The sequence below is a fragment of the Hydrogenophaga sp. IBVHS1 genome, from assembly GCF_002127265.1.
In the GTDB taxonomy this organism is placed as follows: domain Bacteria; phylum Pseudomonadota; class Gammaproteobacteria; order Burkholderiales; family Burkholderiaceae_C; genus Hydrogenophaga.
This window is the reverse complement of record NZ_NFUU01000002.1, coordinates 580,952-606,739: the sequence shown is the minus strand read 5'-3', so window position 1 is coordinate 606,739 and position 25,788 is coordinate 580,952. Positions and strand designations below refer to the sequence as shown.

26 protein-coding genes are annotated in these 25,788 nt (G+C 65.8%); 14 read left to right on the top strand and 12 right to left on the bottom strand.

Annotated features, from left to right (window positions below; genetic code table 11):
- Positions 1–44: 44 nt before the first annotated feature.
- On the top strand, positions 45–1,259 hold the full coding sequence (locus tag CAP37_RS17600) for an ATP-binding protein (protein ID WP_086125502.1): 1,215 nt from the start codon (positions 45–47) through the stop codon (positions 1,257–1,259).
- On the opposite strand, the gene CAP37_RS21760 is transcribed toward CAP37_RS17600, so the two are convergent.
- Together CAP37_RS21760 and CAP37_RS17590 are read right to left on the bottom strand one after the other, a co-directional pair.
- Positions 1,246–2,550, bottom strand: coding sequence for a TIGR04283 family arsenosugar biosynthesis glycosyltransferase (locus CAP37_RS21760; RefSeq protein WP_179190272.1), 1,305 nt, complete (start codon positions 2,548–2,550; stop codon positions 1,246–1,248). The genes CAP37_RS17600 and CAP37_RS21760 overlap by 14 nt on opposite strands.
- Positions 2,547–3,599 (bottom strand): phosphotransferase, encoded by a 1,053-nt coding sequence (locus tag CAP37_RS17590; RefSeq protein ID WP_086125501.1) that lies wholly within the window; start codon positions 3,597–3,599, stop codon positions 2,547–2,549. The genes CAP37_RS21760 and CAP37_RS17590 overlap by 4 nt, the downstream gene beginning before the upstream one ends.
- 90 nt (positions 3,600–3,689) lie before the next feature.
- Between CAP37_RS17590 and CAP37_RS17585 the strand changes: the two genes are divergently transcribed.
- From CAP37_RS17585 to CAP37_RS17570, 4 genes are read left to right on the top strand one after another with little or no spacing between them, the layout of a single operon-like run.
- A complete protein-coding gene (locus tag CAP37_RS17585; protein ID WP_256927037.1) occupies positions 3,690–5,852 on the top strand; it encodes an FAD-dependent oxidoreductase in 2,163 nt (720 codons plus the stop codon).
- Positions 5,849–6,619: a DUF3047 domain-containing protein gene (locus tag CAP37_RS17580; RefSeq protein ID WP_086125500.1), complete on the top strand. Its 771-nt coding sequence runs from the start codon at positions 5,849–5,851 to the stop codon at positions 6,617–6,619. Before CAP37_RS17585 ends, CAP37_RS17580 begins: the two co-directional genes overlap by 4 nt.
- Before the next feature lie 22 nt (positions 6,620–6,641).
- Positions 6,642–7,790, top strand: coding sequence for an FAD-dependent oxidoreductase (locus CAP37_RS17575; protein ID WP_179190271.1), 1,149 nt, complete (start codon positions 6,642–6,644; stop codon positions 7,788–7,790).
- A gap of 55 nt (positions 7,791–7,845) precedes the next feature.
- On the top strand, positions 7,846–8,655 hold the full coding sequence (locus tag CAP37_RS17570; protein ID WP_179190270.1) for a DUF4399 domain-containing protein: 810 nt from the start codon (positions 7,846–7,848) through the stop codon (positions 8,653–8,655).
- Position 8,656: 1 nt separating this feature from the next.
- Here the strand turns inward: CAP37_RS17570 and CAP37_RS17565 are convergent, their stop codons facing one another.
- From CAP37_RS17565 to CAP37_RS17525, 9 genes are all read right to left on the bottom strand, one after another.
- Positions 8,657–9,358 (bottom strand): haloacid dehalogenase type II, encoded by a 702-nt coding sequence (locus CAP37_RS17565; RefSeq protein WP_086125498.1) that lies wholly within the window; start codon positions 9,356–9,358, stop codon positions 8,657–8,659.
- Positions 9,359–9,371: 13 nt separating this feature from the next.
- Positions 9,372–10,553: an ATP-binding protein gene (locus CAP37_RS17560; protein ID WP_256927036.1), complete on the bottom strand. Its 1,182-nt coding sequence runs from the start codon at positions 10,551–10,553 to the stop codon at positions 9,372–9,374.
- 51 nt (positions 10,554–10,604) lie between these two features.
- Complete coding sequence (locus CAP37_RS17555) at positions 10,605–10,988, bottom strand: RidA family protein (protein WP_086125497.1); 384 nt, start codon at positions 10,986–10,988, stop codon at positions 10,605–10,607.
- A gap of 16 nt (positions 10,989–11,004) precedes the next feature.
- Positions 11,005–12,081: a selenide, water dikinase SelD gene (selD, locus tag CAP37_RS17550; RefSeq protein WP_086125496.1), complete on the bottom strand. Its 1,077-nt coding sequence runs from the start codon at positions 12,079–12,081 to the stop codon at positions 11,005–11,007.
- A gap of 60 nt (positions 12,082–12,141) precedes the next feature.
- Positions 12,142–13,146, bottom strand: a complete 1,005-nt coding sequence (egtD, locus tag CAP37_RS17545) for an L-histidine N(alpha)-methyltransferase (protein WP_256927035.1) — start codon at positions 13,144–13,146, stop codon at positions 12,142–12,144.
- Positions 13,143–14,417 carry an ergothioneine biosynthesis protein EgtB gene (egtB, locus tag CAP37_RS17540; RefSeq protein WP_086125495.1) on the bottom strand — a complete coding sequence of 425 codons (1,275 nt, stop codon included), beginning with the start codon at positions 14,415–14,417 and terminating at the stop codon, positions 13,143–13,145. The genes egtD and egtB overlap by 4 nt, the downstream gene beginning before the upstream one ends.
- A 4-nt stretch (positions 14,418–14,421) precedes the next feature.
- Positions 14,422–15,555, bottom strand: coding sequence for a PQQ-dependent sugar dehydrogenase (locus tag CAP37_RS17535; RefSeq protein WP_086125494.1), 1,134 nt, complete (start codon positions 15,553–15,555; stop codon positions 14,422–14,424).
- Positions 15,556–15,628: 73 nt separating this feature from the next.
- The gene (locus CAP37_RS17530) at positions 15,629–16,213 is read right to left on the bottom strand and encodes an NnrU family protein (RefSeq protein ID WP_086125592.1); all 585 of its coding nucleotides are present in this window, start codon (positions 16,211–16,213) and stop codon (positions 15,629–15,631) included.
- 104 nt (positions 16,214–16,317) lie between these two features.
- On the bottom strand, positions 16,318–17,076 hold the full coding sequence (locus tag CAP37_RS17525) for a FadR/GntR family transcriptional regulator (protein ID WP_086125493.1): 759 nt from the start codon (positions 17,074–17,076) through the stop codon (positions 16,318–16,320).
- Positions 17,077–17,221: 145 nt separating this feature from the next.
- On the opposite strand from CAP37_RS17525, the gene CAP37_RS17520 reads away from it, so the two are divergent.
- The 9 genes from CAP37_RS17520 to CAP37_RS17480 all read left to right on the top strand — a co-directional run bounded on the left by CAP37_RS17520 (position 17,222) and on the right by CAP37_RS17480 (position 25,495).
- Complete coding sequence (locus CAP37_RS17520; protein ID WP_086125591.1) at positions 17,222–18,031, top strand: NAD(P)-dependent oxidoreductase; 810 nt, start codon at positions 17,222–17,224, stop codon at positions 18,029–18,031.
- Positions 18,032–18,033: 2 nt separating this feature from the next.
- A complete protein-coding gene (locus tag CAP37_RS17515) occupies positions 18,034–18,936 on the top strand; it encodes an SMP-30/gluconolactonase/LRE family protein (RefSeq protein WP_086125492.1) in 903 nt (300 codons plus the stop codon).
- Between the two features lie 46 nt (positions 18,937–18,982).
- Positions 18,983–19,960: a TRAP transporter substrate-binding protein gene (locus tag CAP37_RS17510; protein WP_086125491.1), complete on the top strand. Its 978-nt coding sequence runs from the start codon at positions 18,983–18,985 to the stop codon at positions 19,958–19,960.
- A gap of 21 nt (positions 19,961–19,981) precedes the next feature.
- Positions 19,982–20,512 carry a TRAP transporter small permease gene (locus tag CAP37_RS17505; protein ID WP_086125490.1) on the top strand — a complete coding sequence of 177 codons (531 nt, stop codon included), beginning with the start codon at positions 19,982–19,984 and terminating at the stop codon, positions 20,510–20,512.
- The gene (locus CAP37_RS17500) at positions 20,512–21,798 is read left to right on the top strand and encodes a TRAP transporter large permease (RefSeq protein WP_086125489.1); all 1,287 of its coding nucleotides are present in this window, start codon (positions 20,512–20,514) and stop codon (positions 21,796–21,798) included. The genes CAP37_RS17505 and CAP37_RS17500 overlap by 1 nt, the downstream gene beginning before the upstream one ends.
- A gap of 27 nt (positions 21,799–21,825) precedes the next feature.
- Complete coding sequence (locus CAP37_RS17495) at positions 21,826–22,794, top strand: tripartite tricarboxylate transporter substrate binding protein (protein WP_086125488.1); 969 nt, start codon at positions 21,826–21,828, stop codon at positions 22,792–22,794.
- Positions 22,795–22,842: 48 nt separating this feature from the next.
- A complete protein-coding gene (locus CAP37_RS17490) occupies positions 22,843–23,901 on the top strand; it encodes an aldose epimerase family protein (protein ID WP_179190269.1) in 1,059 nt (352 codons plus the stop codon).
- Between the two features lie 61 nt (positions 23,902–23,962).
- Positions 23,963–24,157, top strand: a complete 195-nt coding sequence (locus CAP37_RS17485) for a hypothetical protein (protein ID WP_086125486.1) — start codon at positions 23,963–23,965, stop codon at positions 24,155–24,157.
- A 6-nt stretch (positions 24,158–24,163) separates the two neighbouring features.
- Positions 24,164–25,495: a tetratricopeptide repeat protein gene (locus CAP37_RS17480; protein ID WP_143435969.1), complete on the top strand. Its 1,332-nt coding sequence runs from the start codon at positions 24,164–24,166 to the stop codon at positions 25,493–25,495.
- Between the two features lie 4 nt (positions 25,496–25,499).
- Here the strand turns inward: CAP37_RS17480 and CAP37_RS17475 are convergent, their stop codons facing one another.
- Positions 25,500–25,787 carry a DUF2917 domain-containing protein gene (locus tag CAP37_RS17475; protein WP_086125484.1) on the bottom strand — a complete coding sequence of 96 codons (288 nt, stop codon included), beginning with the start codon at positions 25,785–25,787 and terminating at the stop codon, positions 25,500–25,502.
- Between the last annotated feature and the right edge of the window lies 1 nt (position 25,788).

Below are 25,788 nucleotides of genomic sequence, written 5' to 3'. Positions count from 1 at the left end.
CTCAATGCATTGAGTAAATTATCTCAACCGATTGAGTAAATCAGATGTCCAACGAAATCCGTCGCCAGGGCCTGGACCGTTTCCTCCAGCGCATGCGCGAACCGCGTCGTTTTCTTCAGGTCGTCGCAGGGCCACGCCAGGTCGGCAAGACGACACTGGTGCGACAGGCTCTTGACTCACTTCGCGCATCGCCGGAGAGTCAGGCCATGGCGCAGCACAGCGTGAGCGCAGACAACCCGGGCTTGCAGGGTGCGAGTTGGTTGTCCACTCAATGGGAAACCGCCCGTTCGCTGGCGACGCAAGTGGGCGCCTGTGTGCTGGTGCTCGACGAAGTGCAGAAAATTCCTCGCTGGACCGAAGAAGTCAAACGACTTTGGGATGAGGACACAGCCGAAAAACGCGACGTTCGCGTGGTCGTCCTTGGCTCGGCGCCGCTGTTGATTGCACGAGGGCTGACCGAAAGCCTGGCAGGCCGATTCGAAATGACCCGCCTGGGGCACTGGCGCTACAACGAGATGCGCGAGGCTTTCGGCTTTTCACTGGAGCAGTACATCTTCTACGGCGGATATCCGGGAGCTGCACCGCTGATCGACGACGAGTCTCGCTGGGCGGCCTATGTTCGTGACGCCCTCATCGAAACCACGATATCCAAGGACGTGCTGCTCATGGCGCCGGTGCAGAAGCCGGCCCTGCTGCGCCGTCTGTTCGACCTGGCGTGCCGCTACAGCGGACAGATGCTGAGCTACCAGAAGATGATGGGCCAGCTGACCGATGCCGGCAACACCACCACGCTCGCTCACTACCTCGAATTGCTGGAAGGCGCGGGCATGGTCTGCGGACTTCAGAAGTACTCGGGTCAGGCCATTCGGCAACGGGCATCCAGCCCAAAGTTACAGGTGTTCAACACCGCTCTGATGGGAGCCATTGCTGCTTCCGAAGGTTTTGGCTATGAACGCATGCGCGCCACGCCGGAGCTGTGGGGGCGCATGGTGGAGAGCGCGGTGGGAGCCGAGTTGCTCGCACGAAATCTCAACCATGGCAGCTCGCAACCGCTGATTCACTACTGGCACGAAGCGGGCCGGGAGGTGGACTTCGTGCTGCGTCAGGGCGCCGATCTTTTTGCGCTGGAAGTGAAGAGCGGCATGCATCAGGGGAACGTATCGGGGCTGGACGCCTTCACCGCCGCCTTTCCCTCAGCGCGTCCCCAAGTGCTGGGCACAGGTGGCCTGTCATTGGAAACGTGGTTCAGCGCGGCCTGAGCCTTCGCGTTGTCTCCCAGCGCAACCAGTCCGCAGGCTCGTCCACATCCCACAGCGTTGGCAAAACCCGGTAGCTTGCCCCGGCTTCGCGAAGGCGATCCAGCGTCTGCTGGAGCACTTGCGGCGTGCTCCAGTCGACACGCTCAAACACCTCGGGCACAGGTCTGCGCAAACCGATCAGCACATAGCCACCATCCTCGGCCGGGATCAACACCGCGTCGTGCGATTGCAGGGCATCGGCGGCTTGCTGGAGGTGGTGGGCGCTGAGCACCGGGCAGTCGGTGCCCACGATGATGAGGGGCATGCCGGTCGCGCGCTCGAAGTGCGAGTGCATGGTGTTGGCCATGCGGTGGCCCAGGTCGCCTTCGGCCTGCGGCACGGCAGGCACGCCATGGCGAGAACTCAATGCACGGAAGAAGCGGTGGGTATCGTCCGGAGCGCACCAGAGAGTGAGTGGCCCGATGCTGGCGGCGCGCACCGTGGCCAGCGTCTGCAGCGCAAACACTCTTTGGGCACGGGCCGCACCTGCCGCGCCGAGCAGGGGGATCAATCGCGTCTTGGCCAGACCCGCCACGGGCGCCTTGGCCAACACAGCCACGGCCGCACCCGCACGCGGGTGGTAGCCGTAACGCCGGGCGAGCGTGTGGGCATCGACGCCGCGCCAGAACGCAGCGCGCAAGCGCCACATGAGCGCCACGGTGCGCCAGAAGCCTTGCTGGTCCCAGCGTCGGCCCGAGGTGGTGACGCGTTGATTCAAGCACGTTGGCGGGCCGATGCGCTTCAGGCGTCGGCTGAGGTCGATGTCTTCCATCAGCGGCAGGGGCGCAAAGCCACCCAGCACCTGGAACGTGTCGCGTCGCACAAACATGGCCTGGTCGCCGGTGGCGATGCCGGTGTGGCGGGAGCGCAGGTTCATGAGCAGGGCCACCAGCGGCAGCAGCGGGTGATGGCCTTCGATGCGCACATCGAAGCGGCCCCAATGGTGACCGCTGTCGATGCAGTTCGCCATCAAGGCGTCGGCGTTGGCGGGCAGCTGGGTGTCGGCATGCAGGAACAGCAGCACCTCGCCCTGCGCCGCACAGGCGCCCGCGTTGAGCTGCGAAGCACGACCGCGTGGCGCCTCCAGTGCCCGATCGGCGTGGACGCTGGCGAGGGACAGCGTGTTGTCCTCACTGCCACCGTCCACCACCAGCAGTTCGGCGCCGCGTTCGCGAAACGGCGCCAGCGCAGCGAGGCGCGCGGCCAGCGTGGTGGCTTCGTTCAACACGGGGACGACGATGGTCAGCTTCATGCGGGCAGCAGCTGTTCGAGCGCGGTGAATTCATCGCGCACCCGGGACACGACCGGCAAGCTCAGGTAGTGGTCCACCCGATCCCGCACGTGGGCCACCAGCGCAGCTTCGCTGTGCTGGCTGGACCAGTCCTCACCGTCGGGCCGCGCACTCGCCGTTGCGCCCGAGGTGGCCCGCCACTTGGCGCACCAGCTGAGCGACCACAACCACATCGCCCGGCGCAACGGCAGGTGCCAGGCTGCCGCACCTTCACTCGCTGAACCGGCGGCACCGGTCCAGGCGGCGTAGAAAAGGCCGACCTGCTCAGGTGTGAGCTCAGCGCGCGTCTCCACGTCCCAGGTGGTGGAGGTGTAGAGCGTGGCGTGCGCAAGATCCAGCCCGGGGTAGGCGTAGCGGCATTTCTCCAGGTCCACCAGCATGGCCCGCCCATCGGCCTGCACGATGAAATTTCCGGGATGGGCGTCGAAGGCGATCAGGCACTGCGGTGGCCTCGCGCTGGAGGCCAGCAGCGTCTGCACGCTGCGCCATTCGCCTTCAATGACCCGGGCCACGGAGGGTTCGAGTGAGGCCGCTGGCAGGTGCTGCATCTGCGCCGCAACCTCATCGCACAAGTGGCGCAGCGGGTCTGACGGGCTCAGCAGCGGAGCGCGCTCACGCGGCACAGGCAAGGCGTGCAGGGCCGCCAGCGCCGTGGCCATGGCGCCCAGGTCGGCCGGCAGCTGGGCCGGGCGGCCTTCGATTTCCTGCACCAGCAGCGCTCCTCGTGGCAGGCAGGTTGAAGGCTGCAGCCAGCTTTGCAGCGCGGGGGTGTGGGCGCTGACCACGGCACGCTCGAAACACGCGCGCTGGTAGGTGAGGTTGTCGAACGCGGCCAGCCCCATCTGACTCTGCTTGGGAATGCGCGCCAGCAACCCGCTGCCCACCAGGCGCACATGGTCGTGCGCCAGGCCCTTGTCTCGCAGGTGCTCCAGCGGCAGCGCTGCTGCGGTGTGCCCGGCAGCCCGCAGGGCGTCGCGCAAGCTCTGAACGATGTCCTCAGAGCGCTTCAAACCTCGGGGCCCTCGCTGTCCCGAGTGCCCAAGAGTGTAAGAATGGCCAGCGCCGAACGACCGATCTGCAACCCCTCCACTGGAACCATCGTGAACATTCGAAGAATCCTGCTGCTCGTGGTGGTGTTGCTGGGCATCGTGGCTTTTTTTGCGTTCGATCTGGACCGCTTCCTGAGCCTGGAGCAGCTCAAGCAAAGCCAGGCCGCGTTCGCCGAACTGCATGCACGCTCGCCGCTCCAGGTGGCGCTGGCGTATTTTGCCGTCTATGTGGCGGCCACCGCACTCTCGGTGCCCGGGGCCACCATCATCACCCTGGCCGGAGGCGCCATCTTCGGCCTGTTCTGGGGCACGGTGCTGGTGTCGTTCGCCTCCAGCATGGGCGCCACGCTGGCCTTTCTGGTTTCTCGCTTTGTGCTGCGCGATGGCATTCAGGCGCGCTTCGGCTCACGCCCGACCGAGATCAACAAAGGCATCGAGAAGGACGGCGCCTTCTACCTCTTCACGCTGCGGCTGATTCCGGTGGTGCCGTTCTTCGTGATCAATCTGGTGATGGGCCTGACCCGCATGAAGGCGCTCACGTTCTACTGGGTGAGCCAGCTCGGCATGCTGGCGGGCACACTGGTTTATGTGAACGCCGGCACGCAGCTGGCGAGGCTCGATTCGCTGCAAGGCATCCTCAGCCCGGCGATGCTGGGCTCGTTCGTGCTGCTGGGCCTGTTCCCATTCATCGCCCGCTGGATCGTGGGCGCGGTGCGCAGGCGCCAGGTGTACGCCCGCTGGAAGGGCCAGCGGCCCGCCAGTTTCGATCGCAACCTGATCGTGATCGGCGCGGGCGCGGGCGGCCTGGTATCGGCCTACATCGCCGCCGTGGTCAAGGCCAGGGTGACACTGATCGAAGCGCACAAGATGGGCGGCGACTGCCTTAACTACGGTTGTGTGCCGAGCAAGGCCTTGATCAAAAGTGCCAAGCTCGCCCACCAGATGCGCCACGCCGACAACTACGGCCTGCACGGCACCGAGCCAGCATTCAGTTTCAAGGCCGTGATGCAGCGCATCCAGGATGTCATCCGCGCCATCGAGCCACACGACAGCGTGGAGCGCTACACCGGGCTGGGCGTGGAGGTGCTGCAGGGCTACGCGAAACTCACCAACCCCTGGACAGTAGAGATCGCACTCAACGGCGGCAGCACGCAGACCCTGACGGCCCGCAGCATCGTGCTGGCCACGGGTGCTCGGCCCTTCGTGCCGCCTTTGCCAGGCCTGGACGACAGCGGCTATGTGACCAGCGACACGATGTGGGAACGTTTCGGTGAACTCGATGAATTGCCGCGCCGCCTGGTGGTGCTGGGCGGTGGTCCGATCGGGTGCGAGCTGGCGCAGGCGTTTGCCCGGCTGGGCTCCCGGGTGACGCAGGTGGAAATGGCGCCGCGCCTCATGCTGCGCGAAGACGATGAGGTGAGTGAACTCGCGCGCAAGGCCCTGGTGGCCGATGGCGTGGAGGTGCGCACCGGTCACAAGGCGCTGCGCTGCGAACGCGAGGGTGATCAGAAGGTGCTGGTGGTGGAGCACGCCGGCGTGGAGCAACGAATCGCCTACGACGAACTCATCTGCGCCGTGGGTCGCAGCGCGCGGCTGGAAGGCTACGGTCTGGAGGAACTCGGCATCCCCACGAACAAGACGGTGGACACCAACGAGTACCTGCAGACGATCTATCCGAACATCTACGCCGCGGGCGATGTGGCCGGCCCCTACCAGTTCACCCACGTCGCGGCGCACCAGGCCTGGTACGCCGCAGTCAACGCGCTGTTCGGCGAGTTTCGCAAATTCAAGGCCGACTACCGCGTGATTCCCTGGGCCACGTTCATCGACCCGGAAGTGGCGCGCGTGGGCCTGAACGAGCAGGAAGCAAAGGAAAAAGGCATCGCAGTGGAAGTGACGCGCTACGGCATTGACGACCTGGACCGCGCCATCGCCGACAGCGAGGCTCACGGCTTCGTGAAAGTGCTCACCGTGCCCGGCAAGGACACCATCCTGGGGGTGACCATCGTCGGCACGCACGCGGGCGATCTGCTGGCCGAGTACGTGCTGGCGATGAAACACGGGCTGGGACTCAACAAGATCCTGGGCACCATCCACACCTACCCCACGCTGGCCGAGGCCAACAAGTACGCCGCGGGCGAGTGGAAGCGCGCCCACGCGCCAGAGAAGCTGCTGAACTGGGTGAAGAAATACCACGACTGGAAGCGCGCATGACATCGCGCCGGGCGGTTCTGCTTCTGCTGTTGCTGACCTGCTCGAACCTGTGGGCACAGCCCGCGCCCCTGCCGGCTTTGCTGCAGGCAAATGGCACGCTCAACCCGGCGTGGCGCTACGTGGGGTTTCCCAAACAGCACGCCGATCTGCCGCCCACGCGCTTTGAAGCGGGCAGCCCACAAGGCGTGGCCGCCGTGCAGGTGCTCACCGCCTCCTCTTACGGCACGCTGGTGCACGATGCGCGCGGCCCGGCGCCCGCGCGCCTGCAGTGGCGCTGGCGGCTGGACCAGCCGCTCTCCGGTGGCAAGGCAGCGGCAGACATCCTCACCAAGGCCGGAGACGACGCGGCGCTCAAGGTCTGCCTGATGTTCGACCATGGCCTGGACCGCGTGCCTTTTCTGGAACGCACGGCGCTTCGCATCGCGCGCAGCGTGAGCGGCGAGGCCCTGCCCGCTGCCACCGTGTGCTACGTGTGGGACAGCACGCATCCAGCGCTCACGCAAGGCGCCAACCCCTACACCAGGCGCGTGCGTTTCATCAGTCTGCAAGGTCGCGGTGCACCCCTCGTGCGCTGGGTGGAAGAATCGCGCGACGTGGCCAGGGATTTCATCGATCTCTTTGCCGACGAGCTGCCCGAAGGCCGGGCCACAACGCGCACCGCGGTGCCCGCCGTGACGCGTGTGCTGATCGGTGCCGACAGCGACAACACCGGCAGCACCAGCAGCGGCTGGGTGGCCGATGTGCGCTGGGCGGCAGACGCGCCCTGAGCCAGGCCGTACCATCGGGCGCATGCACCACGGCATCAAGAAACTCCTGCTGCTCGGCGCCGGCCACGCGCATGTGGAAGTGCTCGCCCGCCTGGCAGAGCGCCGCCCGGGCAACCTCGACGTGACCGTGCTCACGCCCTACCCGCACCAGACCTACAGCGGCATGACGCCCGGCTTTGTAGCAGGCCACTACAGCGAGGCCGATTGCCGGATTGCGCTGGAGCCCCTGATGCGCGCGGCCGGCGCCCGGTGGATTCAAGGGCGCTGCAACGGCCTGGACGCCGAGGCGCGCGGCGTCCAGGTGCTCGCCACCGGCGGCACTCAGGGCGTGCCGGCCACACTGGCCTATGACCTGCTTTCCATCGACACCGGGGCCGTGCTTGACCGCGCCCGGCTGGAAGCCGAGATGCCGGGTGCTGCCACGCATGCACTGGCGGTGCGCCCCATCGAGGCCTTCACCACCTTCTGGCCGCAAGTGATGGAACTGGCACAGCGCCAGGCGGTGTCATTGGCCGTGGTGGGTGCGGGCGCGGGCGGCATCGAACTGGTGTTTGCCGCCGAGCAGGCCATCCGGTTGCATGGTCATGTGGGCGCTCGCTTCACACTCATCACGGGCGGTCCTGAAGTGGCGGCAGGCTATTCGCCGGGCGTTCAAAGGCGCGTGTTGCGCCAGCTCAAGCGGCGCGGCATCACCGTGCTGCGCGAAGCCTGCACTGGCGTGAGCGAAGGCGAGCTGCACCTGGGCAACGGCGCCCGCCTGGCTTGCGATGTGCCCTTGCTGGCCATCGGCACACACGCGCCGGCCTGGTTGCAAGGCAGCGGGCTGGCACTATCCGAAGCGGGTCATGTGCAGGTCAATGAGTTTCAGCAGAGCACCAGCCACCCGAATGTGTTCGCTGCGGGCGACGTGGCGAATCGAATGGACCAGGCGCATCCCCGAAGCGGGGTCTACGCCGTGCGGGCCGGCCCGCCGCTGGCGCACAACCTGCTCGCCGCGCACGAGCGCCAGCCGCTCAAGCCCCATCAGCCGCCGCACCATTCGCTCAACCTGTTGTCCTGCGGCACCGGCCATGCCATTGCAAGCTATGGCCCGTTGCATCTGGAAGGTGCCTGGGCCTGGTGGTGGAAGAACCGGATCGACCAAGGGTTCATGGCGCGCTACCGGCGGTAGCCGCGCGCGGGGTGGGCTCTGGGTAGACTTGGTCCAGCCATTCTGCAGACACACCATGCCCATGCCATCCGCCGCCCGCTTTCTTGCATCTTTGTTGCTGGTCTCCGTCGCCAGCACCGCTTCGGCCCAGGCTCCTGCGGCCACCCCCGACAAAATCCATCCCTGGCAGGCAGCCCCACCGCGCCTGACGGCCGAGGCCTACTTCACCAATCTCAAGGACGGCGACCGCATTGAGACGCCTTACCTTCTCAAGTTCGGGCTGTCGGGTGGCTGGGGCCTGGCGCCCATTGCACAGGCAGGTCGGGCGCGCAGCGGCCACCATCACCTGCTGGTGAACCGGGATCTGCCTTTGAACTTCAAGCAAGCTCTGCCCTTCAACGACCAGTACATCCACTTCGGCAAGGGCCAGATGGAAACCGTGCTCACGCTGGAGCCCGGCACCTACACACTGCGCATGCTGCTGGCGGACCAGAAACACCTGCCCCATTTCGTTTACAGCAAGCCGGCCACCATCACCGTCACGAAGAAGAACCCTGTCGATCCCGCCACCTTGTCCGTCAAGGGACTCAGTCTCGGGCTGGACGGTCCGGTGGTCAAAACGCCGTTTCGCGTGCAGTTCCACGCCTCGGCGCTCAACGTGGCGCACCAGGCACAGAAGATCCCCGACACCGGGCATTTCCGTCTGACCGCCTCACCAGCGACCGGCTCGGGCACGCCGACCGTGATCGATTTCGCCGAAGGCCAGACGGAAGTTTGGCTCGCCCCACCGGTGGGCAACTACAACCTGCGGCTGGAGCTGGTGGACAACGTCGATGGCGCCAAGCGGCTCACCACGCCCGCCGTCGCCAGCGTTCGCGTCGAGTAACTCAGCAGCCGAGCTGGTCGGCAAGATCCAGGAAATCGCGGGCGTGCAGGGTGTTGGCCGGGTCCGGCGACACATCCTTTGTGCGCGCCGCGCCGAACTCCTGCGGTCGCTCCACGTAGGCGGTGGAAAGCCCGCAGCCGCGCGCAGCGGCCAGGTCGTCCTGGTGCGCGGCCACCAGCATCACCTGAGCCGGCGGCACGCGAAACACATCCGCCACGCCGAGGTAGGTGCGCGGATCGGGTTTGTAGGCGCGGAACACCTCGGCCGAGAGCACGCAGTCCCAGGGCAGGCCGGCGCGCTTGGCCATGTTCGTCAGCAAACCCAGGTTGCCGTTCGACAAGGAACAGATGGTGTGCCTGGCCTTCAAGCGGGTGAGTCCGCGCACTGTGTCGGGCCACGGGTCGAGCCGGTGCCACACGTGATTGAGGTGATCGCGCTCCGCCTCGCCCAGATGCGCCAGGCCATAGCGGGGGAGCAGGCCGTCCAGAATCATGCGGTGCAGGTCGTCGATGCGCGTCCAGCCCAGCTCGCCCGAACGCACCCGCTGCATCGCCGGCTGATAGCCCTCGCGCCAGGCCAGTGCAAACGCATCGCCATCCACCTGCGGGTACAACGCCTGCACTTCCCGCGAGATGCTGCCGTGCCAGTCCACGACCGTGCCGAAGATGTCGAAGGCGAGGATGGGGGTGGGCAGGTGATGCATGTGGAATTGCTCCTCACCGAGGGGGGTGAAACAAGGTCTGCCAGGACCAGACGGGCCAGTCGCTGCGCAACTGATTCTGCTGACCACCGTAGAGCACGCCGCCCGAATCCATCTGGTTCGGATGGTCCCGGGAAAATTGCCTCAAGGTCTTGAAGTAGTCGGGGTTCACGGTAGCCCCCGCCTTGATCTCCAGAGCGCGGAATCTTCCAGCTGTGGGCAACAGCAAATCCACTTCATGGCCCGTCGCGTCCCGGTAGAAATACACAGGAGCGTTCTCACCCTGGTTGTAACGATCCTTGATCGCTTCCATCACGACGAAATTTTCAAACAGTCCGCCCCAAAGAGGATCGCGAGTTACCTGATCGGGTTCACGCAAACCCAGGAGCCAGCAGGCCAGCCCCACATCATGGAAATACAGCTTCGGACTCTTGATCAAGCGCTTGCTGGTATTGGTGAACCAGGGCGGCAACAAATGCACGATGAAGCTCGTCTGCAGAAGGTCCATCCATGCGCTTGCCGTCGGCTGTGAGATTCCCGCGTCGTTGGCCAGGCTGGATAGATTGAGTAAATTTCCAACGCGGCCGGCGCACAGGCGCACGAAGCGTTCAAAGCGTTGTAGATCGTGCACCGCCGTCAGTTGTCGCAGATCGCGTTCGACGTAGGTTGAAAAATAGTCGCCGAGCGCTTGCGCGGGTTCCAGCCCCCGATCATGGATGCGGGGATAAAACCCGGTCTGGATCCATTGCGACAAAGACCGCTTTTCGGCCAAGGGGTTCAAGCGAATGACTTCGCCCGCTGTGAATGGCAACAGACGCAGCACAGCTGTACGACCGGCCAGCGACTGGGTCACACCGCGCATGAGCTCAAACTGCTGACTGCCCGTCAGGATGTACCGGCCAGGCCTGGAATCCTCATCCACCAAGCCCTGCAGGTACGACGTGAGCTCGGGTGCACGCTGTATTTCGTCGAGGATGGCGCCATCCTGCAAGTTGGCAAAAAAGCCTCTCGGATCTTCCAGCGCGAAGCGCCGAACATCAGGGTCTTCCAGCGTGATATAGGGCAACTCGGGGAAAACGGTGCGAGCCAGCGTCGTCTTTCCACTCTGGCGCGGACCAGTCAGCGTGACCACCGGGTACTGGCGGGCCAGCTTTTCGAACAGGGGTTGAATTGCACGTGAAACCATGCCGGCAAGCATAGCTTGATTTCTGCAAATTCAAGAAATTTTCTTGAATTTGCAGAAATCTCTTTAGCGCCCCCTGATCGCTGTCACCTCGATCTCGATCTTCATGCGCTCATCCAGCAGGCCCGCCGAGATCATCATGGCGGCCGGCAGTGCACGGCCGAGGTGCTTGCGCATCGCGGGCCAGCAGGCTTCGAACTGCGAGGCGTCTGGCACCACGTAGTTCACGCGCACCACGTCGTCAAGGCTGGCGCCAGCCTGTTGCAGAGCGGACTGGATGTTCAGGAAACACTGCTCGGTCTGCTGGACGATGTCGTCCGAGATCGTCATGGTGGCGTAGTCGTAGCCGGTGGTGCCGGCCACAAACACCCAGTCGCCCGCGACCACGGCGCGCGAGTAGCCGAGTTGCGCTTCGAAGGGGGAGCCCGAGCTGATGCGTTGACGGTTCATGTTGCGTTCTCCGTGATCAATCCACTTGCAGGCGCACACCATCGGCGCGCGCCGCCACGATCTCGCCCACTTCGGCCGCCACGGCAAAGCCATGGCGCTCGAACACGGCCAGCACCTCGGCCACCGCGTGGGGCGCGCAGGCCACCAGCAGGCCACCGCTGGTCTGCGGGTCGGACAGCAGCGCCCGATCCACCGGTTGCAACGCATTGCCCAGGTGGATCTCGTGCCCATAGGCGGCCCAGTTGCGGCCGGAGGCACCGGTCACCATGCCGGCGCCGGCCAGGCTTCTCACACCCTCGATCAATGGCACGCGGGCCATGTCAATGCGCACCGTGGTGTTCGAGCCGCGCGCCATTTCCAGCACGTGGCCAGCCAGGCCAAAGCCCGTGACATCGGTAAGGGCGTGCACACCATCCAGCGCGGCGAGGTCGGGGCCGGGGGTGTTGAGCTTCGTTGTGTTCGCGATCATGCGGGCGTAGCCCTCGGGCGGCAGCGCGTCTTTCTTGAGCGCGGCGGAGAGCACGCCCACGCCGAGGGGTTTGCCCAGAATCAGCCGGTCGCCCACTTTCGCATCGGCGTTGCGCTTCACGCGGCCGGGATGCACCAGGCCGAGTGCGACAAGGCCGTAGATCGGTTCCACCGAGTCGATGGTGTGGCCGCCTGCAATCGGAATGCCGGCCTCGCGGCACACGCTCTGACCGCCGGCGAGGATCTGGCCGATGGTCTCGGTGGACAGCACGTTGATGGGCATGCCCACCAGCGCGAGCGCCATGATGGGCGTGCCGCCCATGGCGTACACGTCGCTGATGGCGTTGGTGGCGGCGATGCGGCCGAAGTCGAACGGGTCGTCGACGATGGGCATGAAAAAATCGGTGGTGGCAATGAGCGCCTGCTGATCGTTGAGCCGGTACACGGCCGCATCGTCGGCGGTCTCGATGCCCACCAGCAGCTCCGGCGGCACCGGCATGGCGCTGGTGCCCTTGAGGATTTCGCTGAGCACACCGGGGGCGATCTTGCAACCACAGCCGCCACCGTGCGAGAGGCTGGTGAGGCGGGGTTCCTTGCGGGCGGATTCAGGCAGGGGAGCGTTCATGGTCGGGCATCCGTGGCATGGCGCGCAGGTCCGCGCCGGACGCCCATTGTGCGACAGGCCTCAGGCCGGCGCCCAGAACGCGCTGAACCAGCCGCGCTCGTCGGTCCAGTGGCGTGCGGCGCCGAAGCCGGCCTCCTGAAGCAGCGCCTGAAAATCATCCGGCTCCCACTTGCAGGAGTTCTCGGTGTGCAGCCGTTCGCCAGCGGCGAAGCGCCTCTCGCCGCCCGGCCAGCGCACTGTCTGCGGCGTCTCGGCTTGCAGGTGCATTTCGATGCGCGAGAGCTCGGCATTGAACAGGCCCACGTGTCGCCAGGCTGCGGGCGCGAAATCGGCCCCGAGCAGGCGGTTGACGTGCAGCAACAGGTTGCGATTGAACGCGGCGGTGACACCCAGCGCGTCGTCGTAAGCGGGTTCGAGCACGGCGCGCGGCTTGAGCCGATCCACACCGATCAGCAGACCACTGCCGGGGCCGCCGGCAGCACACACCTCGTGCACCTGGCACAACAGCGCCAGCGCTTCATCAGGCAGGAAATTGCCGATGCTCGAACCCGGGTAGAACACGCAGCGAGGGTGCTGGCCCAACGCGCGGTCGGCGAGCCATTGGGTGGCCGTCGCGCCCAGCGTGAAACGCTGCGAGAAGTCCATCCCCATGCCCAGCATGGGCAGATCGGGGTGGCGCTCCTGCAGGGCGGCGAGGGTGTCGCGCAGATAGTCCACCGAAATGTCCACCGGCACATAGGCCGATGGCTGCAGCACCGGGAACAGGCGCGTGGCCTTTTCGCAGCTGCCGGCGCCGAGATCGATCATCACCGCGCCTTCGGGCACGTGGCGCGCCATGTCGGCACCGTGGCGCGCGAAGATGGCGGCTTCGGTGCGCGTGGGGTAGTACTCGGGCAGTTCGGTGATGGCATCGAACAGGCGCGAACCCAGCGCGTCGTACAGAAACTTGGGCGCGATCCGCGGCGGCGTTTCGCCGAGGCCGGCGAGCAACTCGGCGCGCACCACGCTGGCGGCGGGCAGCTCGAACTGGACGAACTGGGGTGTGGGGATGGTGTCTTGTTTCACAGGCTTCTGGCCAGTCGCAGCCCGCTGAACTGCCAGCGCGCATCGGTGGGGAAAAAGTTGCGGTAGCTCGCGCGGATGTGCGAGGCGGGCGTGGCACAGGAACCGCCGCGCAACACGTACTGGTTGACCATGAACTTGCCGTTGTACTCACCCACCGCGCCCTCCGCTGGCTGGTAGCCGGGATACGCGCCGTAGCTGCTGGAGGTCCACTCCCACACGTCGCCGTACATCTGCACCAGACCACTGCCGGCCTGGCGCGCGGGCATGGGGTGCAGCGCGTTGCCATCCTGCAGGTTGCCCTGCACGGGCAAAGGCGCGGCGGCGGCTTCCCACTCGGCTTCGGTGGGCAGGCGGGCGCCCGACCAGCGGGCAAACGCATCGGCTTCGAAGTAGCTGATGTGCGTCACGGGTGTGTGCGGGTCGAGTGGCATCTCGCCGTGCAGGGTGAACACCGTGGGCAGCGCATTTGCCTCCGTCGGCAGCGTCCAGTACATCGGCGCGCGAATGCCCTGCGATCGCACCCAGTCCCAACCGGCGGCAAGCCACCAGCGCGGCTCCTGGTAGCCGCCGTCCTGCACAAACGCCAGCCATTCCCCATGCGTCACCGGCCGGTTCATCAGCGCGTAGGGTTCCAGCCATTGCCGGTGACGAGGTGTCTCGTTGTCGAAAGCAAATCCGCTTCCCTCGTGACCCAGCTCGACCAGGCCGCCTTCCATGTCCACCCAGGCCGAGTTCACTCGGCTGACCGGCGTCAATGGCCAGGGACGGTGGTAGGCCGGCCGCAAGGGGTTGATCGACAAGAGGTGCTTGACGTCGGTGAGCAGCAGCTCCTGGTGCTGCTGCTCGTGCTGCAGCCCCAGCGCGATCAAACGCAGCGCAGGCTCGGCGGCACCGCTGTGGATCAGGCGCGTGATGCGCTCGTCCACCTCATCGCGCCAGCGCCAAACCTCCGCCAGATCGGGCCGCGTGATCAGACCGCGCTGCGGTCTGGAGAACTGTTCGCCCACACCCTGGTAGTAGCTGTTGAAGAGCACCCGGAACGCCGGATTGAAGGGCTTGAACTCAGGCTCAAAGACCTCCAGCACAAAAGTCTCGAAGAACCACGTCACATGCGCCAGATGCCATTTCACCGGGCTGGCGTCGGGCATGGACTGGGCCTGGCAATCCTCAGCCGACAACGGCGCCGCCAGTGCCCGGCTGCGCGCCCTCACTTCGGCGTAATGCGTGGCCAGCGGGTGCGGCGCGGAATGCGGTGAGGTTCGGGCGTGCATGGCGTCAGGCTCCAGGTCGAAGTCGCTGCAGCTGGCCGTCGCGGTCGTCGGTCAGCAAATAGATGAATCCGTCCGGGCCTTCGCGCACGTCGCGCACGCGCTGACCCAGCTCGGGCAACAGTTTTTCTTCCCGCACCACGCGCTCGCCATCGAGCACCAGGCGAGCCAGGTAGCGGAACTTCAGCGAGCCGACCAGCAGACTGTCCCGCCAGTCCTTGCCGTATCGGTCGCCCTTGATGAAAGCCATGCCCGAGGGCGCGATCGACGGCTTCCAGTAATGCAGCGGCTGCTCCAGTCCGGCCTTGCTGGTGATGCCGTCGCCAATCTGGCCGCCACCGTAGTTCTCGCCGTAGGTGATGACCGGCCAGCCGTAGTTCTTGCCCGCTGCGGTGATGTTGATTTCATCGCCGCCTTGCGGGCCGTGTTCAATGGTCCAGAGGCGACCGTCCGGTGCGAGCGTGGCGGCCTGCACGTTGCGGTGCCCCAAGCTCCAGATCTCGGGCAAGGCACCGGCGCGCCCCACATACGGGTTGTCGGGCGGTGCGCTGCCGTCGGGCCGGATGCGCACCACCTTGCCATGGTGGTTGTCCAGCGTCTGCGCATCGGCCATGCGCTGAAAGCGGTCCCCGAGCCCCAGAAAGAGGTGGCCATCATCGGTCTGCACGATGCGGCAACCGAAGTGCAGGCGGCTGCTGAACTTGGGTTGCTGGCTGAAGACCACCTTCACGTCTTCCAGTGACTTGCTGTCGGTCGACAGCCGGGCGGAGGCCAGCGCAGTGGAGTTGCCCGAGCCCGCCGCGCCAGGTTCTGCGTAACAGAAGTGAACGGTGCGGTTGCGAGAGAAGTCGCGGTCGGCCACCACATCGAGCAGACCGCCCTGCCCCACGGCATCGACCCTGGGCACACCCGCCAGCGGCTCCCCCACACGCCCGTTGGCCTCGACCACCCTCATGCGGCCGGGGCGCTCGGTCACCAGCATGCGGCCCTCGCCAATGAAGGCCAGGCCCCAGGGGTTCTGAAGCCCGCGGGCAACGACTTCGGTGGTGAGGGTGGGCGACTGGGCATGCAACGCTGGGGCAATCAGCGTACCCACCAGGGCCAGCAGGGGCAGCAACGGAGAGGGGAATGAAGGTGTCATGGTGGGGGAAGAAATTGCGGAAAAGTCGGCGGCAACTGGGTTGGTGCGCCCACACCGCGCAGGGTTCCCGGCATCAGCCCATGGGCTTCACACCAAACAACCAGGCATGCGCCCACAACACAAAGACCACGTAAATACCCAGACCCAGCACCAGCGCGATGGCGTCGTTGGCCGCACTGCCCGGAAGCGCGGGCGCCGGACGGACCAGGCCGGCCGCCGCACGTCGCTTCACCGAAATGCGGTCCACCACCGCCCAGGCGAGAAAGCCGCCGAACAGCAACACATCGGCCAGGGTGCCATTGGCCAGCAGGTGCGCCGTGGCCCACAGCTTCACCGACAGCAGCATGGGGTGCTTCGCTGCACGCTGAATGCGCCCGGGCAGGTAGGCGGCCAGCAGCAACACAAACACCGGAAGCATGAGCAGCAAGGCCGCATGGCGCAGGCCAGTGGGCGGTGTGTAGATCACCACTGGCGCCTGGCGCGCCAGACCATAGCCCCACACCATGAGCGCCAGACCGACGAACGACACCAGCGAATACAAGCCCTTGAACCCGCCTTCGCCCATGCGCCCAGCCAGCGCATGGCGCCCCTGCGGCGACACGATGGACACGGAGTGCACACCCAGGAACAAGACCAGACCGACGATGAGCCACACCATGAGCATCCCCTCTTGTGATCGCCGCACCGGAACGCCCGGCACGGCTTCAAGGAAGGGGCACTGTAGCGCCGATGGCGCGCCGGCGCGAGGTGAAGGTCAAGCCCTCAGACAGGCGTTTCAGGTTGCGCGCGCCGCAGGCGTTCGCGGCTGTTGGACAGGTGGAGCCGCATGGCCTTGCGCGCGGCATCGGCGTCGTGCTGTCGAATGGCCTGGTAGATGTTCTGGTGCTCGCCGTGCACGCGCTTCAGGTAGGCCAGCCGGCCTTCGGGCGCGCTGCTCGCGGTGTTGAGCCGGGTGCGCGGAATGATCATGGTGCCGAGGTAAGTCATGAGGTCGGCGAAATGGCGGTTGCCGGTGGCCCGCGCCACCTCCATGTGAAACTGGAAATCCGAGGGCACGGCATCGGACGACTCGGCAATCGACGCCTCGAACGCGGCCAGCGCGTTCTCCATGTTCTGCAGGTGGCTCTCGTCGCGCCGTTGCGCGGCCAGGCTGGCGGCCTCGCTCTCGAGGCTGATGCGCAGCTCGAGCAGCGAGATCACGTCGGCCACAGTGGCGAAATCTTCCGGGGCCACCCGGAAATTGCTCTGCTCGGCCGGCGCCATCACGAAGGTGCCAATGCCATGCCGCGTCTCCACCAGGGCGGAAGCCTGGAGGCGGGAAATGGCTTCACGAACCACGGTTCGGCTGACGTCGAAGCGGGCCATCAACTCGGATTCGGTGGGCAACTTGTCGCCGGTCTGCAGCCGGCCTTCGCGCACGTCGGCGGCCAGGGTGTCGACGATTTCGGGCACCAGGCCGCGCTGGCGGCGGGGACGCGGCAGCGCCGTGGCTTCCGGGTCTAGGGTTTTCACTGAGAGCATGGTTTTTTCCTTGACACGCCATTCTCGCGTTCACACAATCCGCCCAAGTTGTCTGACAACCGACAACAGACAACTGGTTTTGAGCGCACTGTAACAAACCCGTTGCCAAAGTCCAAGCCCTTTGCCCGCCGCCATCGCACACCCCATGGAACCGACGCTCAAGACCCATCACCGCCTTCTGCTCACCGGCGCCGCCGGCGGCCTGGGCACGGCCCTGCGCGAACGTCTCAAGGGCAACTGCGAGGTGCTTCGGCTCTCGGACAAGGCCGACCTGGGCATCGCCAGGGCGGGCGAAGAAATCGTGCAGGCCGACCTGTCCAGCGCCAGTGAGGTGGACGCGATGGTGGAAGGCGTGGACGCCATCGTGCACATGGGCGGCATCTCGGTGGAAGCGCCTTTCGCGGCGATCCTGCAGGCCAACATCCTGGGCGCGTACCACCTGTACGAAGCCGCGCGAAGCCACGGCGTGAAGCGCATCGTGTTCGCCAGCTCCAACCATGTGACCGGTTTCTACAAACAAAGCGAGACCATCCATGCCGACCACCCGGCACGCCCCGATGGCTTCTATGGCCTGAGCAAGGCCTTCGGTGAAGACCTGGCCCGGCTGTACTTCGACCGCCACGGCATCGAGACCGCGTGCGTGCGCATCGGCTCGTCGTTCCCGGAGCCCAAGGACCGCCGCATGCTGGCCACGTGGCTGAGCTTCGACGACCTGCACCGCCTGATCACCGCCTGCCTGAGCACCCCGGTGCTTGGGCACAGCATCGTCTTCGGCATGTCGAACAACGCGGTGACCTGGTGGGACAACAGCCGCGCGCGCCACATCGGCTTTGTGCCGCGAGACACCTCCGATGTGTTCCGCGACGCCGTGTTTGCGCGAACCAGCGCGCCCGATCTGAACGACGCGGCGGCCATCTACCAGGGCGGCGCCTTCGTCAAGGCCGGTCCTTTCTGATCATGAACACGTCCGCCGAACTGCTGGTCGACGCGCGCAACGGCGTGGGCGAAAGCCCCGTCTGGGATGCGCAGCGGCAGTGTCTGATCTGGGTGGACATTCCCGGCCGCTCGCTGTGGTGCTGGAACGCCAGCACCGGCCAGACGCGCCAGTGGCCCACACCTGAAATGACGGGCTGCATCGCGCTGCTGGACGGCTCGGAGGTCGAGCCGCACGGCCGCTGGGTGGCCGCCATGGAAACCGGTGTGGCCGTGCTCACGCCACTGGAAAAGGGGACCGTCGAACTGGAACACCTGGCCCCCGTTCAGCATCCGCAAACCGGCATGCGCTTCAACGACGGGCGCTGCGACCGCCAGGGCCGCCTGCGCGCCGGCACCATGGTGTCGGACATGACGCTGGCCGCCGCAGTGGGCCGTGTGTATGCCTTGAACGGCGGCGTGCTGAGCAGCCTGCTGAGCGGAATGATCACGCCCAATGGCATGGCCTTCAGCCCCGACGGCCGCACCATGTACCTCTCCGATTCGCACCCTCAAGTGCAGACCGTGTGGGCCTTCGACTACGACACCGACACCGGCACGCCGCACCGGCAACGCGTGTTCATCGACATGAAGCCCCTGCCCGGCCGCCCCGATGGCGCTGCGGTGGACGAAGACGGTGGCTACTGGATCTGCGCCAACGACGCCGGCCTGGTGCACCGCTTCACGCCCGACGGCCGGCTCGACCGCTCGCTCGCGGTACCGGTGAAGAAACCCGCCATGTGCGCGTTCGGCGGCCCGGGCATGGACATCCTGTTCGTCACCTCGATCCGGCCCGGCGGCGATCTGGCGGACCAGCCGCTGGCCGGTGGCGTGTTTGCTTTGCGTCCCGGCGTGAGGGGCCTGGACGAGCCGAAGTGCTTCCTTTGAAGCAGCCCGGCATTTTCACCTCGACACATCAACCAACGGAGACACCATGAAAACGCATCGCCGACTGATTCTGAGCCTGGCCATGGCCGGCCTGCTGCCCTTGAGCACCCATGCACAGAACATGGTGCTCAAGGCTCACGACACGCACCCCGCGGGCTACCCCACGGTGGCAGCCGTGGAAAGCATGGGCAAGAAGCTGGAAGTCGCGACCAGCGGCCGCATCAAGCTTCAGATGTTCCCGGGCGCCGTGCTCGGCGAGGAAAAGGAAGCCGTGGAGCAGACGCAACTGGGAGCGATCCAGATTGCGCGCATTTCACTGGGCGTGATCGGGCCCATCGTGCCGGAGGTGAATGTCTTCAACATGCCCTTCGTGTTTCGGGACGTCGCCCACATGCGCAAGGTGATCGACGGCGACGTTGGCGCCGAACTGCTGGACAAGGTCACCAAGAGTTCTTCACGCCTTGTGGCGCTGGGCTGGATGGACGGCGGCTCCCGAAGCCTCTACACCAAGAAGCCGGTGCGCAGCCCGGCCGATCTGAAGGGCCAGAAGATCCGGATGATGGGCAACCCGTTGTTTGTGGACACCATGAACGCCATGGGCGGCAACGGCATTTCCATGGCCTACGGCGAAGTGTTCACCTCGCTGCAGACCGGCGTGATCGACGGCGCGGAAAACAACCCGCCCAGCTACTTCACCGCCAACCACTACACCACGCCAGCCAAGTACTACGCGCAAACGAACCACCTGATCATTCCGGAAATCTTCGTGATGTCCAAGGTCACCTGGGACAAGCTCACGCCCGCCGACCAGGCACTGGTGAAGAAGTTCGCGCGCGAAGCGCAACTGGAACAACGGGTGTTGTGGGACAAGAGCGTGGAGGACTACAGCGCCAAGCTCAAGGCTGCCGGGGTGGAGTTCATCACTGTCGACCAGAAGCCTTTTTACGACGCCACCGCCCCGGTGCGCGCGAAGTACGGCGTGCAACTTGCCGACCTCATGAAGCGCATCGACGCGGTCAAGTGAAGCGGCATTGACGACATCACCATGGCAGAAACGATTCATCGCGCGCTGGACGCAATCTACCTCGCGTGCATCTGGGTCGCAGGAGCATGCATCTTCCTGATGTCGCTCTTCATCCCCTGGGGCATCTTCGCGCGCTATGTGCTGGGCACGGGCTCGCAATGGCCTGAGCCCATTTCGATCCTGCTCATGGTGATCTTCACTTTCCTCGGCGCAGCCGCGGCCTACCGCGCCGGCGCTCACATTGCTGTGGCCATGCTCACCGAGCGCGTGCCACCCGAAGTTCGGCGCGTGATGGCCTCCGCCGTCAGCGTGCTCATGCTGCTGGTGAGCCTGTTCATGGTGTATTACGGCACGTCCCTGTGCATCGGAACGTGGCAACAATCGATTCCTGCCCTGCCGTGGATGCCAGTGGGGCTCACCTATGTGCCCGTGCCACTGGGCGGCTTCATCACGCTGCTGTTCGTCCTGGAATATCTCGTATCGGGCGACCAGAGCCAGCGCGATGTGGTGCGTTTCGACCAGATCGATGACGCGCAGGAAGGTGCCGCCTGATGGACGCGTTCATCCTGCTCGGCAGCTTCTTCGTGCTGATGCTCATCGGCACACCGGTGGCCTATGCGCTGGGCATTTCAGCCCTCATTGGCGCCTGGTGGATCGACATCCCGCTCGACGCCGTGATGATCGCCATCAGCAGCGGCGTCAACAAGTTCTCGCTGCTGGCCATTCCCTTCTTCGTGCTGGCGGGTGCCATCATGGCCGAAGGCGGCATGGCACGGCGACTGGTGGCCTTTGCCAACGTGCTGGTCGGCTTCATTCGAGGCGGTCTGTCGCTGGTGAACATCCTCGCCTCCACCTTCTTCGGCGCGATCTCCGGGTCGTCCATGGCGGACACCGCATCGGTGGGCACGGTGCTCATTCCGGAAATGGTGAAGAAAGGTTACCCACGCGAATTTGCCACCGCGGTCACGGTCAGCGGTTCCGTGCAGGCCATTCTGATCCCGCCCAGCCACAACGCGGTGATCTATTCGCTCGCGGCGGGAGGCTCGGTGTCCATCGCGGCGCTCTTCCTGGCAGGCGTATTGCCTGGGCTTCTGCTCGGCCTGACCCTGGCCGTGATGTGCCTCGTGATCGCCAAACGGAAGAACTACCCCAAGGGCGATGTGATTCCGATGCGCCAGGCGTTGCGCACCTGCGCTGACGCGCTGTGGGGCCTGATGACCATGGTGATCATCCTCGGCGGCATTCTCTCGGGCGTGTTCACAGCGACCGAGTCCGCCTCGGTGGCGGTGGTGTGGGCTTTTCTCGTGACCATGTTCGTCTACCGCGACTACAAGTGGCGCGAGTTGCCCAAGCTGGTGCACCGCACTGTGAAGACCCTGGCGATCGTGATGATCCTCATCGCTTTCGCGGCAGGCTTCGGCTACATCATGACGCTCATGCAGATTCCGCTGCAGATCACCACCGCGTTCACCACGCTCTCGGACAACCGCTACGTGATCCTGATGATGATCAACCTGATGCTGCTCGCCCTGGGCACGCTGATGGACATGGCACCGCTGATCCTCATCCTCACGCCCATCCTGCTGCCCGTCGTCAAGGCCATTGGTGTGGACCCGGTCCATTTTGGAATGATCATGATGGTGAATCTGGGCATGGGTCTCATCACACCCCCGGTGGGTGGGGTGCTGTTCGTGGGCAGCGCGGTGGCCAAACTCCCGATCGAATCGGTGGTCAAGGCCCTGCTGCCCTTCTATGTGGCGCTGTTCGGCGTGCTCATGGCAGTCACCTACCTCCCCGCCATTTCTCTCTGGCTGCCGCAGACCGTGCTCGGCCGCTGACCCACTCTCACTTCCCTGGAGATTCCCATGCCATTGAACCGCCGACAACTTCTCGCAACCTCCGCAGCATTGGCCGCCACAGGTTTCCCCGCACACGCACAAAGCTTCCCCAACAAGGCAGTGCGCATCATCGTGCCCTACCCACCCGGTGGCTCTTCGGACATCATTGCTCGCGCCATCAGCCAGCCGCTGTCCGAAGGCCTCGGCCAGTCGGTCATTGTGGAGAACCGCCCGGGCGCCAACGGCAACCTGGGCGCCGATCTGGTGGCCAAGTCCACGCCCGACGGTCACACCATCCTGCTGTGCGATGTCGGCGCGCTCGCGATCAGCCCCTCGGTCTACACCAAGCTGTCTTTTGATCCGGGCAAGGACCTGCGCGGCGTGACGATGCTGGCCTACTCGCCGCACATGCTGGCGGTGCACCCATCCGTCAAGGCGAATTCGCTCAAGGAGCTGGTGGCACTGTCGAAAACGAGCGACCTGAACTTTGCCGTGACCGCCGTGGGCAGCGCGCCCCACGTGGCCGGTGTGGCGGTGGAGCGCGCCACGGGCGCGAAGTGGATCTACGTTCCGTACAAAGGCGGTTCGCAGGCCGTGGCCGACACGGTGGCCGGCCAGACCCAGGTGATCATGAACGGCATGCTGGCCACACTGCCGCATGTGCAGAGCGGGCGCCTGAAGGTGCTGGGTATCTCGAAGAAAACGCGCATGCCGCTGGTGGGCGACGTGCCCACGCTGGCCGAGCAGGGCGTGACCGATTTTGAATCCGGCACCTGGCAGGGTGCGCTGGTGGCCAATGGCACACCGGCCGCCACCCTTGCGCGCCTCAACGCCGAGCTGATCAAGGCCATTCGCAGCCCCGACGTGCGCGCCCGGCTTACCGGGCAAGGCGCGGAGGTTGTCACCATGCAATCCGCCGAGCAGGACCGCTTCTTCGAGCGCGAGCGCAAGCGCTGGGCCGAGGTGGTCACGCAGGCCAACATCAAGCTCGACTGACGTGAACGCCCCCGTGTGCGACGCCGCACCCGGGCCACAATGCGGCGGATGAATCCAGCGCACTTTCCCAATCTGCTCGACCCCGACCGCTTTCAGGGCCAGGTGGATGGCAGCTCCACTGCGCTCTACTTCCTGCGCAACGCGCACGGCGCGGTGGTGGCCATCACCAACCTGGGCGCCAAGGTGCTGCAGATCGTGGTGCCCGATCGCGACGGTGTGCTGGACGATGTGGCGCTGGGCTACGACTCGCTCGACGCCGTGCTCGCGGGCTCCCCCTCGATGGGCGCCTTCGTGGGGCGGTACGCCGGACGCATTGGCGGCGCGCGTTTCATGCTCAACGGGCGCGAGCATCGCCTCGTGCCCAACGCCGGCGCCCACTGCATCCACGGCGGCCCACGCGGCTCGCGCCACCGCGTGTTCAAAGCCACGCAGACCGATGCCCGGACGCTGCAGTTGCACCACCGCTTTCTTTCCCCGGAAGATGGCTTTCCCGGCACGCTCGACCTGCAGCTCACCTACCACCTGACCGACGACAACGCGCTCTCGATCGAACACCTGGCCACCGCACTCGACGACGCTGGCCCGGCAAGTTTCACCAGCCACATCTATTTCAACCTCGATGGCGTCGACGCAGGCCAGCGCATCGACAGCCAGGTGCTGCAGGTGCCTCATGCGAACACGGTTCTGGCCACCGGCACCGATGGCATCGCCACGGGCGCTCTGGTCCCGCTCGAAGGCCACGTGCACGACCTGCGATCGCCGAAAACGCTGGGCACGCTGCCCGACATCGACCTGAGCTACCCGCTGGAGCCCAACCCCGCCCACGCGACGCGACTGTGCGCGCATCTGCACAGCCCCACCAACGGTCGAACGCTCGAGGTGTGGACCAGCGAGCCACTGCTGCAGGTCTACACCGCTGGGCAGCTCGGCGTCTCCGAAAAACCGGATCTGGGCAAACAAGGCGTTGCCCACCGCCCGCGCGGGGCGGTCTGCCTGGAACCGCAACACTTCCCCAACGCGCCCAATTGCCCCACGCTGCCCCAGAACCTGGTGGCGCCCGGGCAGCCTTACAGGGGCACCACGGTGTACCGCTTCGGCACGAACTGAGGGACGCTCAGCGGACCCCCGTTTCCTAAGCTCGCCTCCATCTTTGTCGATGGAGTTCGCCATGTCCTGGCTTGTGGGTTTCATGCTGACCGCCGTGTCGGCTGTGATGGTTGTCGGGTTGCCCCGTTTTCCTCATCGGGCCACGCGTGCCCCATGGTGGCGTGGCCGCGAGCTGCTTGCCTCGGTGGTTCATTTCTGCCTGGCTCTGTGTTCCCTTGTGCTGATGGGGCTGGCCCTCGGCCCGCAGGTGAGGTGACACGCCATGTGCTCCACCGCCCCCGTCCATGTCCGGCCACAGGACACACTGGCCGACCTGCTTGCCATGCTGCACACCGGCCAGGGCGATCCGCTTTCGGGCGCGCAAGCGCTGTTGCGCGCGCATCCTGCTTTCGTGGCTGGCCACTGCCTGCACGCCGCCCTGCTGGTGATGGCCGGCAGCGAAGACGCGCTGCCGGCTTTGGCCCACACCCTGCAACGGGCTGAGGCCTTGCCCGCCGGCACCGTCAGCGAGCGGGAACGCCACCACCTGTCGGCAGCCCGCGCCTGGCTCGAACGCGATCTGAAGGAATCCCTGCAGCTGTACGGCGACATCGCCGCCAACAATCCACTGGACACCCTGGCGCTTCGGGTGGCGCATTTTGGCGACCTGCAGTGGGGCCGCACCGCGCAACTGCGCGACCGCATTGCCGCGGCACTGCCGCACTGGAACGACCGCATGCCAGGATACGGCCACGTGCTGGGCATGTACGCCTTCGGTCTGGCTGAAAACGCAGAGCACGCCCAAGCGGCTGAGGTGGGTCGGCGCGCCTTGAGTTTCGACAAGCGCAACGCTGGCGCGGTGCACGCCGTGGCGCACGCGCTGGACATGCAGGGCCAGTCCCGCGAGGGCATCGAATGGCTGCAAGGCACATCGTCTGACTGGACCTGCAGCGCGAGTTACGCGCCGCACCTGTGGTGGCACCAGGCTTTGTGCCATCTGGATCTGGACGACATCGATTCAACCCTGCGCATTCTCGATGCGCACCTGCCCACCGGCGAAAGCGCTGGGGCGCCCGCGCTGGTGGACGCGTCGGCCTTGCTGTGGCGACTGCAGCTGCGGGGCATTGATGCGGCCGAGCGCTGGCAACGAGTGGCGAGCGCGTGGGCGGTCACACCCGAGCGAGGACTGCGGCCGTTCAACGACACGCACGCCATCCTGGCGTATGTGGGCGCGGGTCGGCAGGAACAAGCCGAGCGGTTGATGAAAGCCCTGCGCGCCAGCGCCGAGCGCACGCAAGACCTGCAGGGGCTGATTGCGCACGCGGCGTTGCCGGTGTGCGAGGCGGCCATGAGATTTGGCGCGGGCGACTATGCCGCTGCGGTGCAAAGCCTGCTGCAACACCGCCACCTGGCGCAGCACTGCGGGGGCAGCCGGGCTCAGTGCGATCTGGTGCAACAGACGTTGCTCGAGGCTTCAATGCGCGACGGCCAGTGGGAACTGGCGCGTTCGCTGGTCGAGGAGCGCATTGCGGCACGGCCCCACAGCGAGATGAACCACCGCCTTATTCGGCGCTGCGAAAGGCGCGACCGGCGCTGCCGACCGATCGCGCACTGACCCGTTACGTCGCCCGAGCGGCGATCCGCACCACGCCGGCTTCCAGCGCCTGCACGATCAGCCGCGTGCGGCCGTCGGCAATGTGGTGTTCGCCAGCGGACAGCAGGGTGTCGCGGGAATCACCGTCCTGGGTGATCCACAGGCCGCCCTGCAGGCAGTCGATGCGGTAGCCCAGGGGCCGCGCAATCGACAGCAGCTCGTTCTTCTTCATCGCCTTCGTCTGGTGCTTCACGCCGGCCGAAGCGCGGCCTTGCAGCCGCTGGAAGATGGGCAAGGTGTGCGTGCTGTTCACG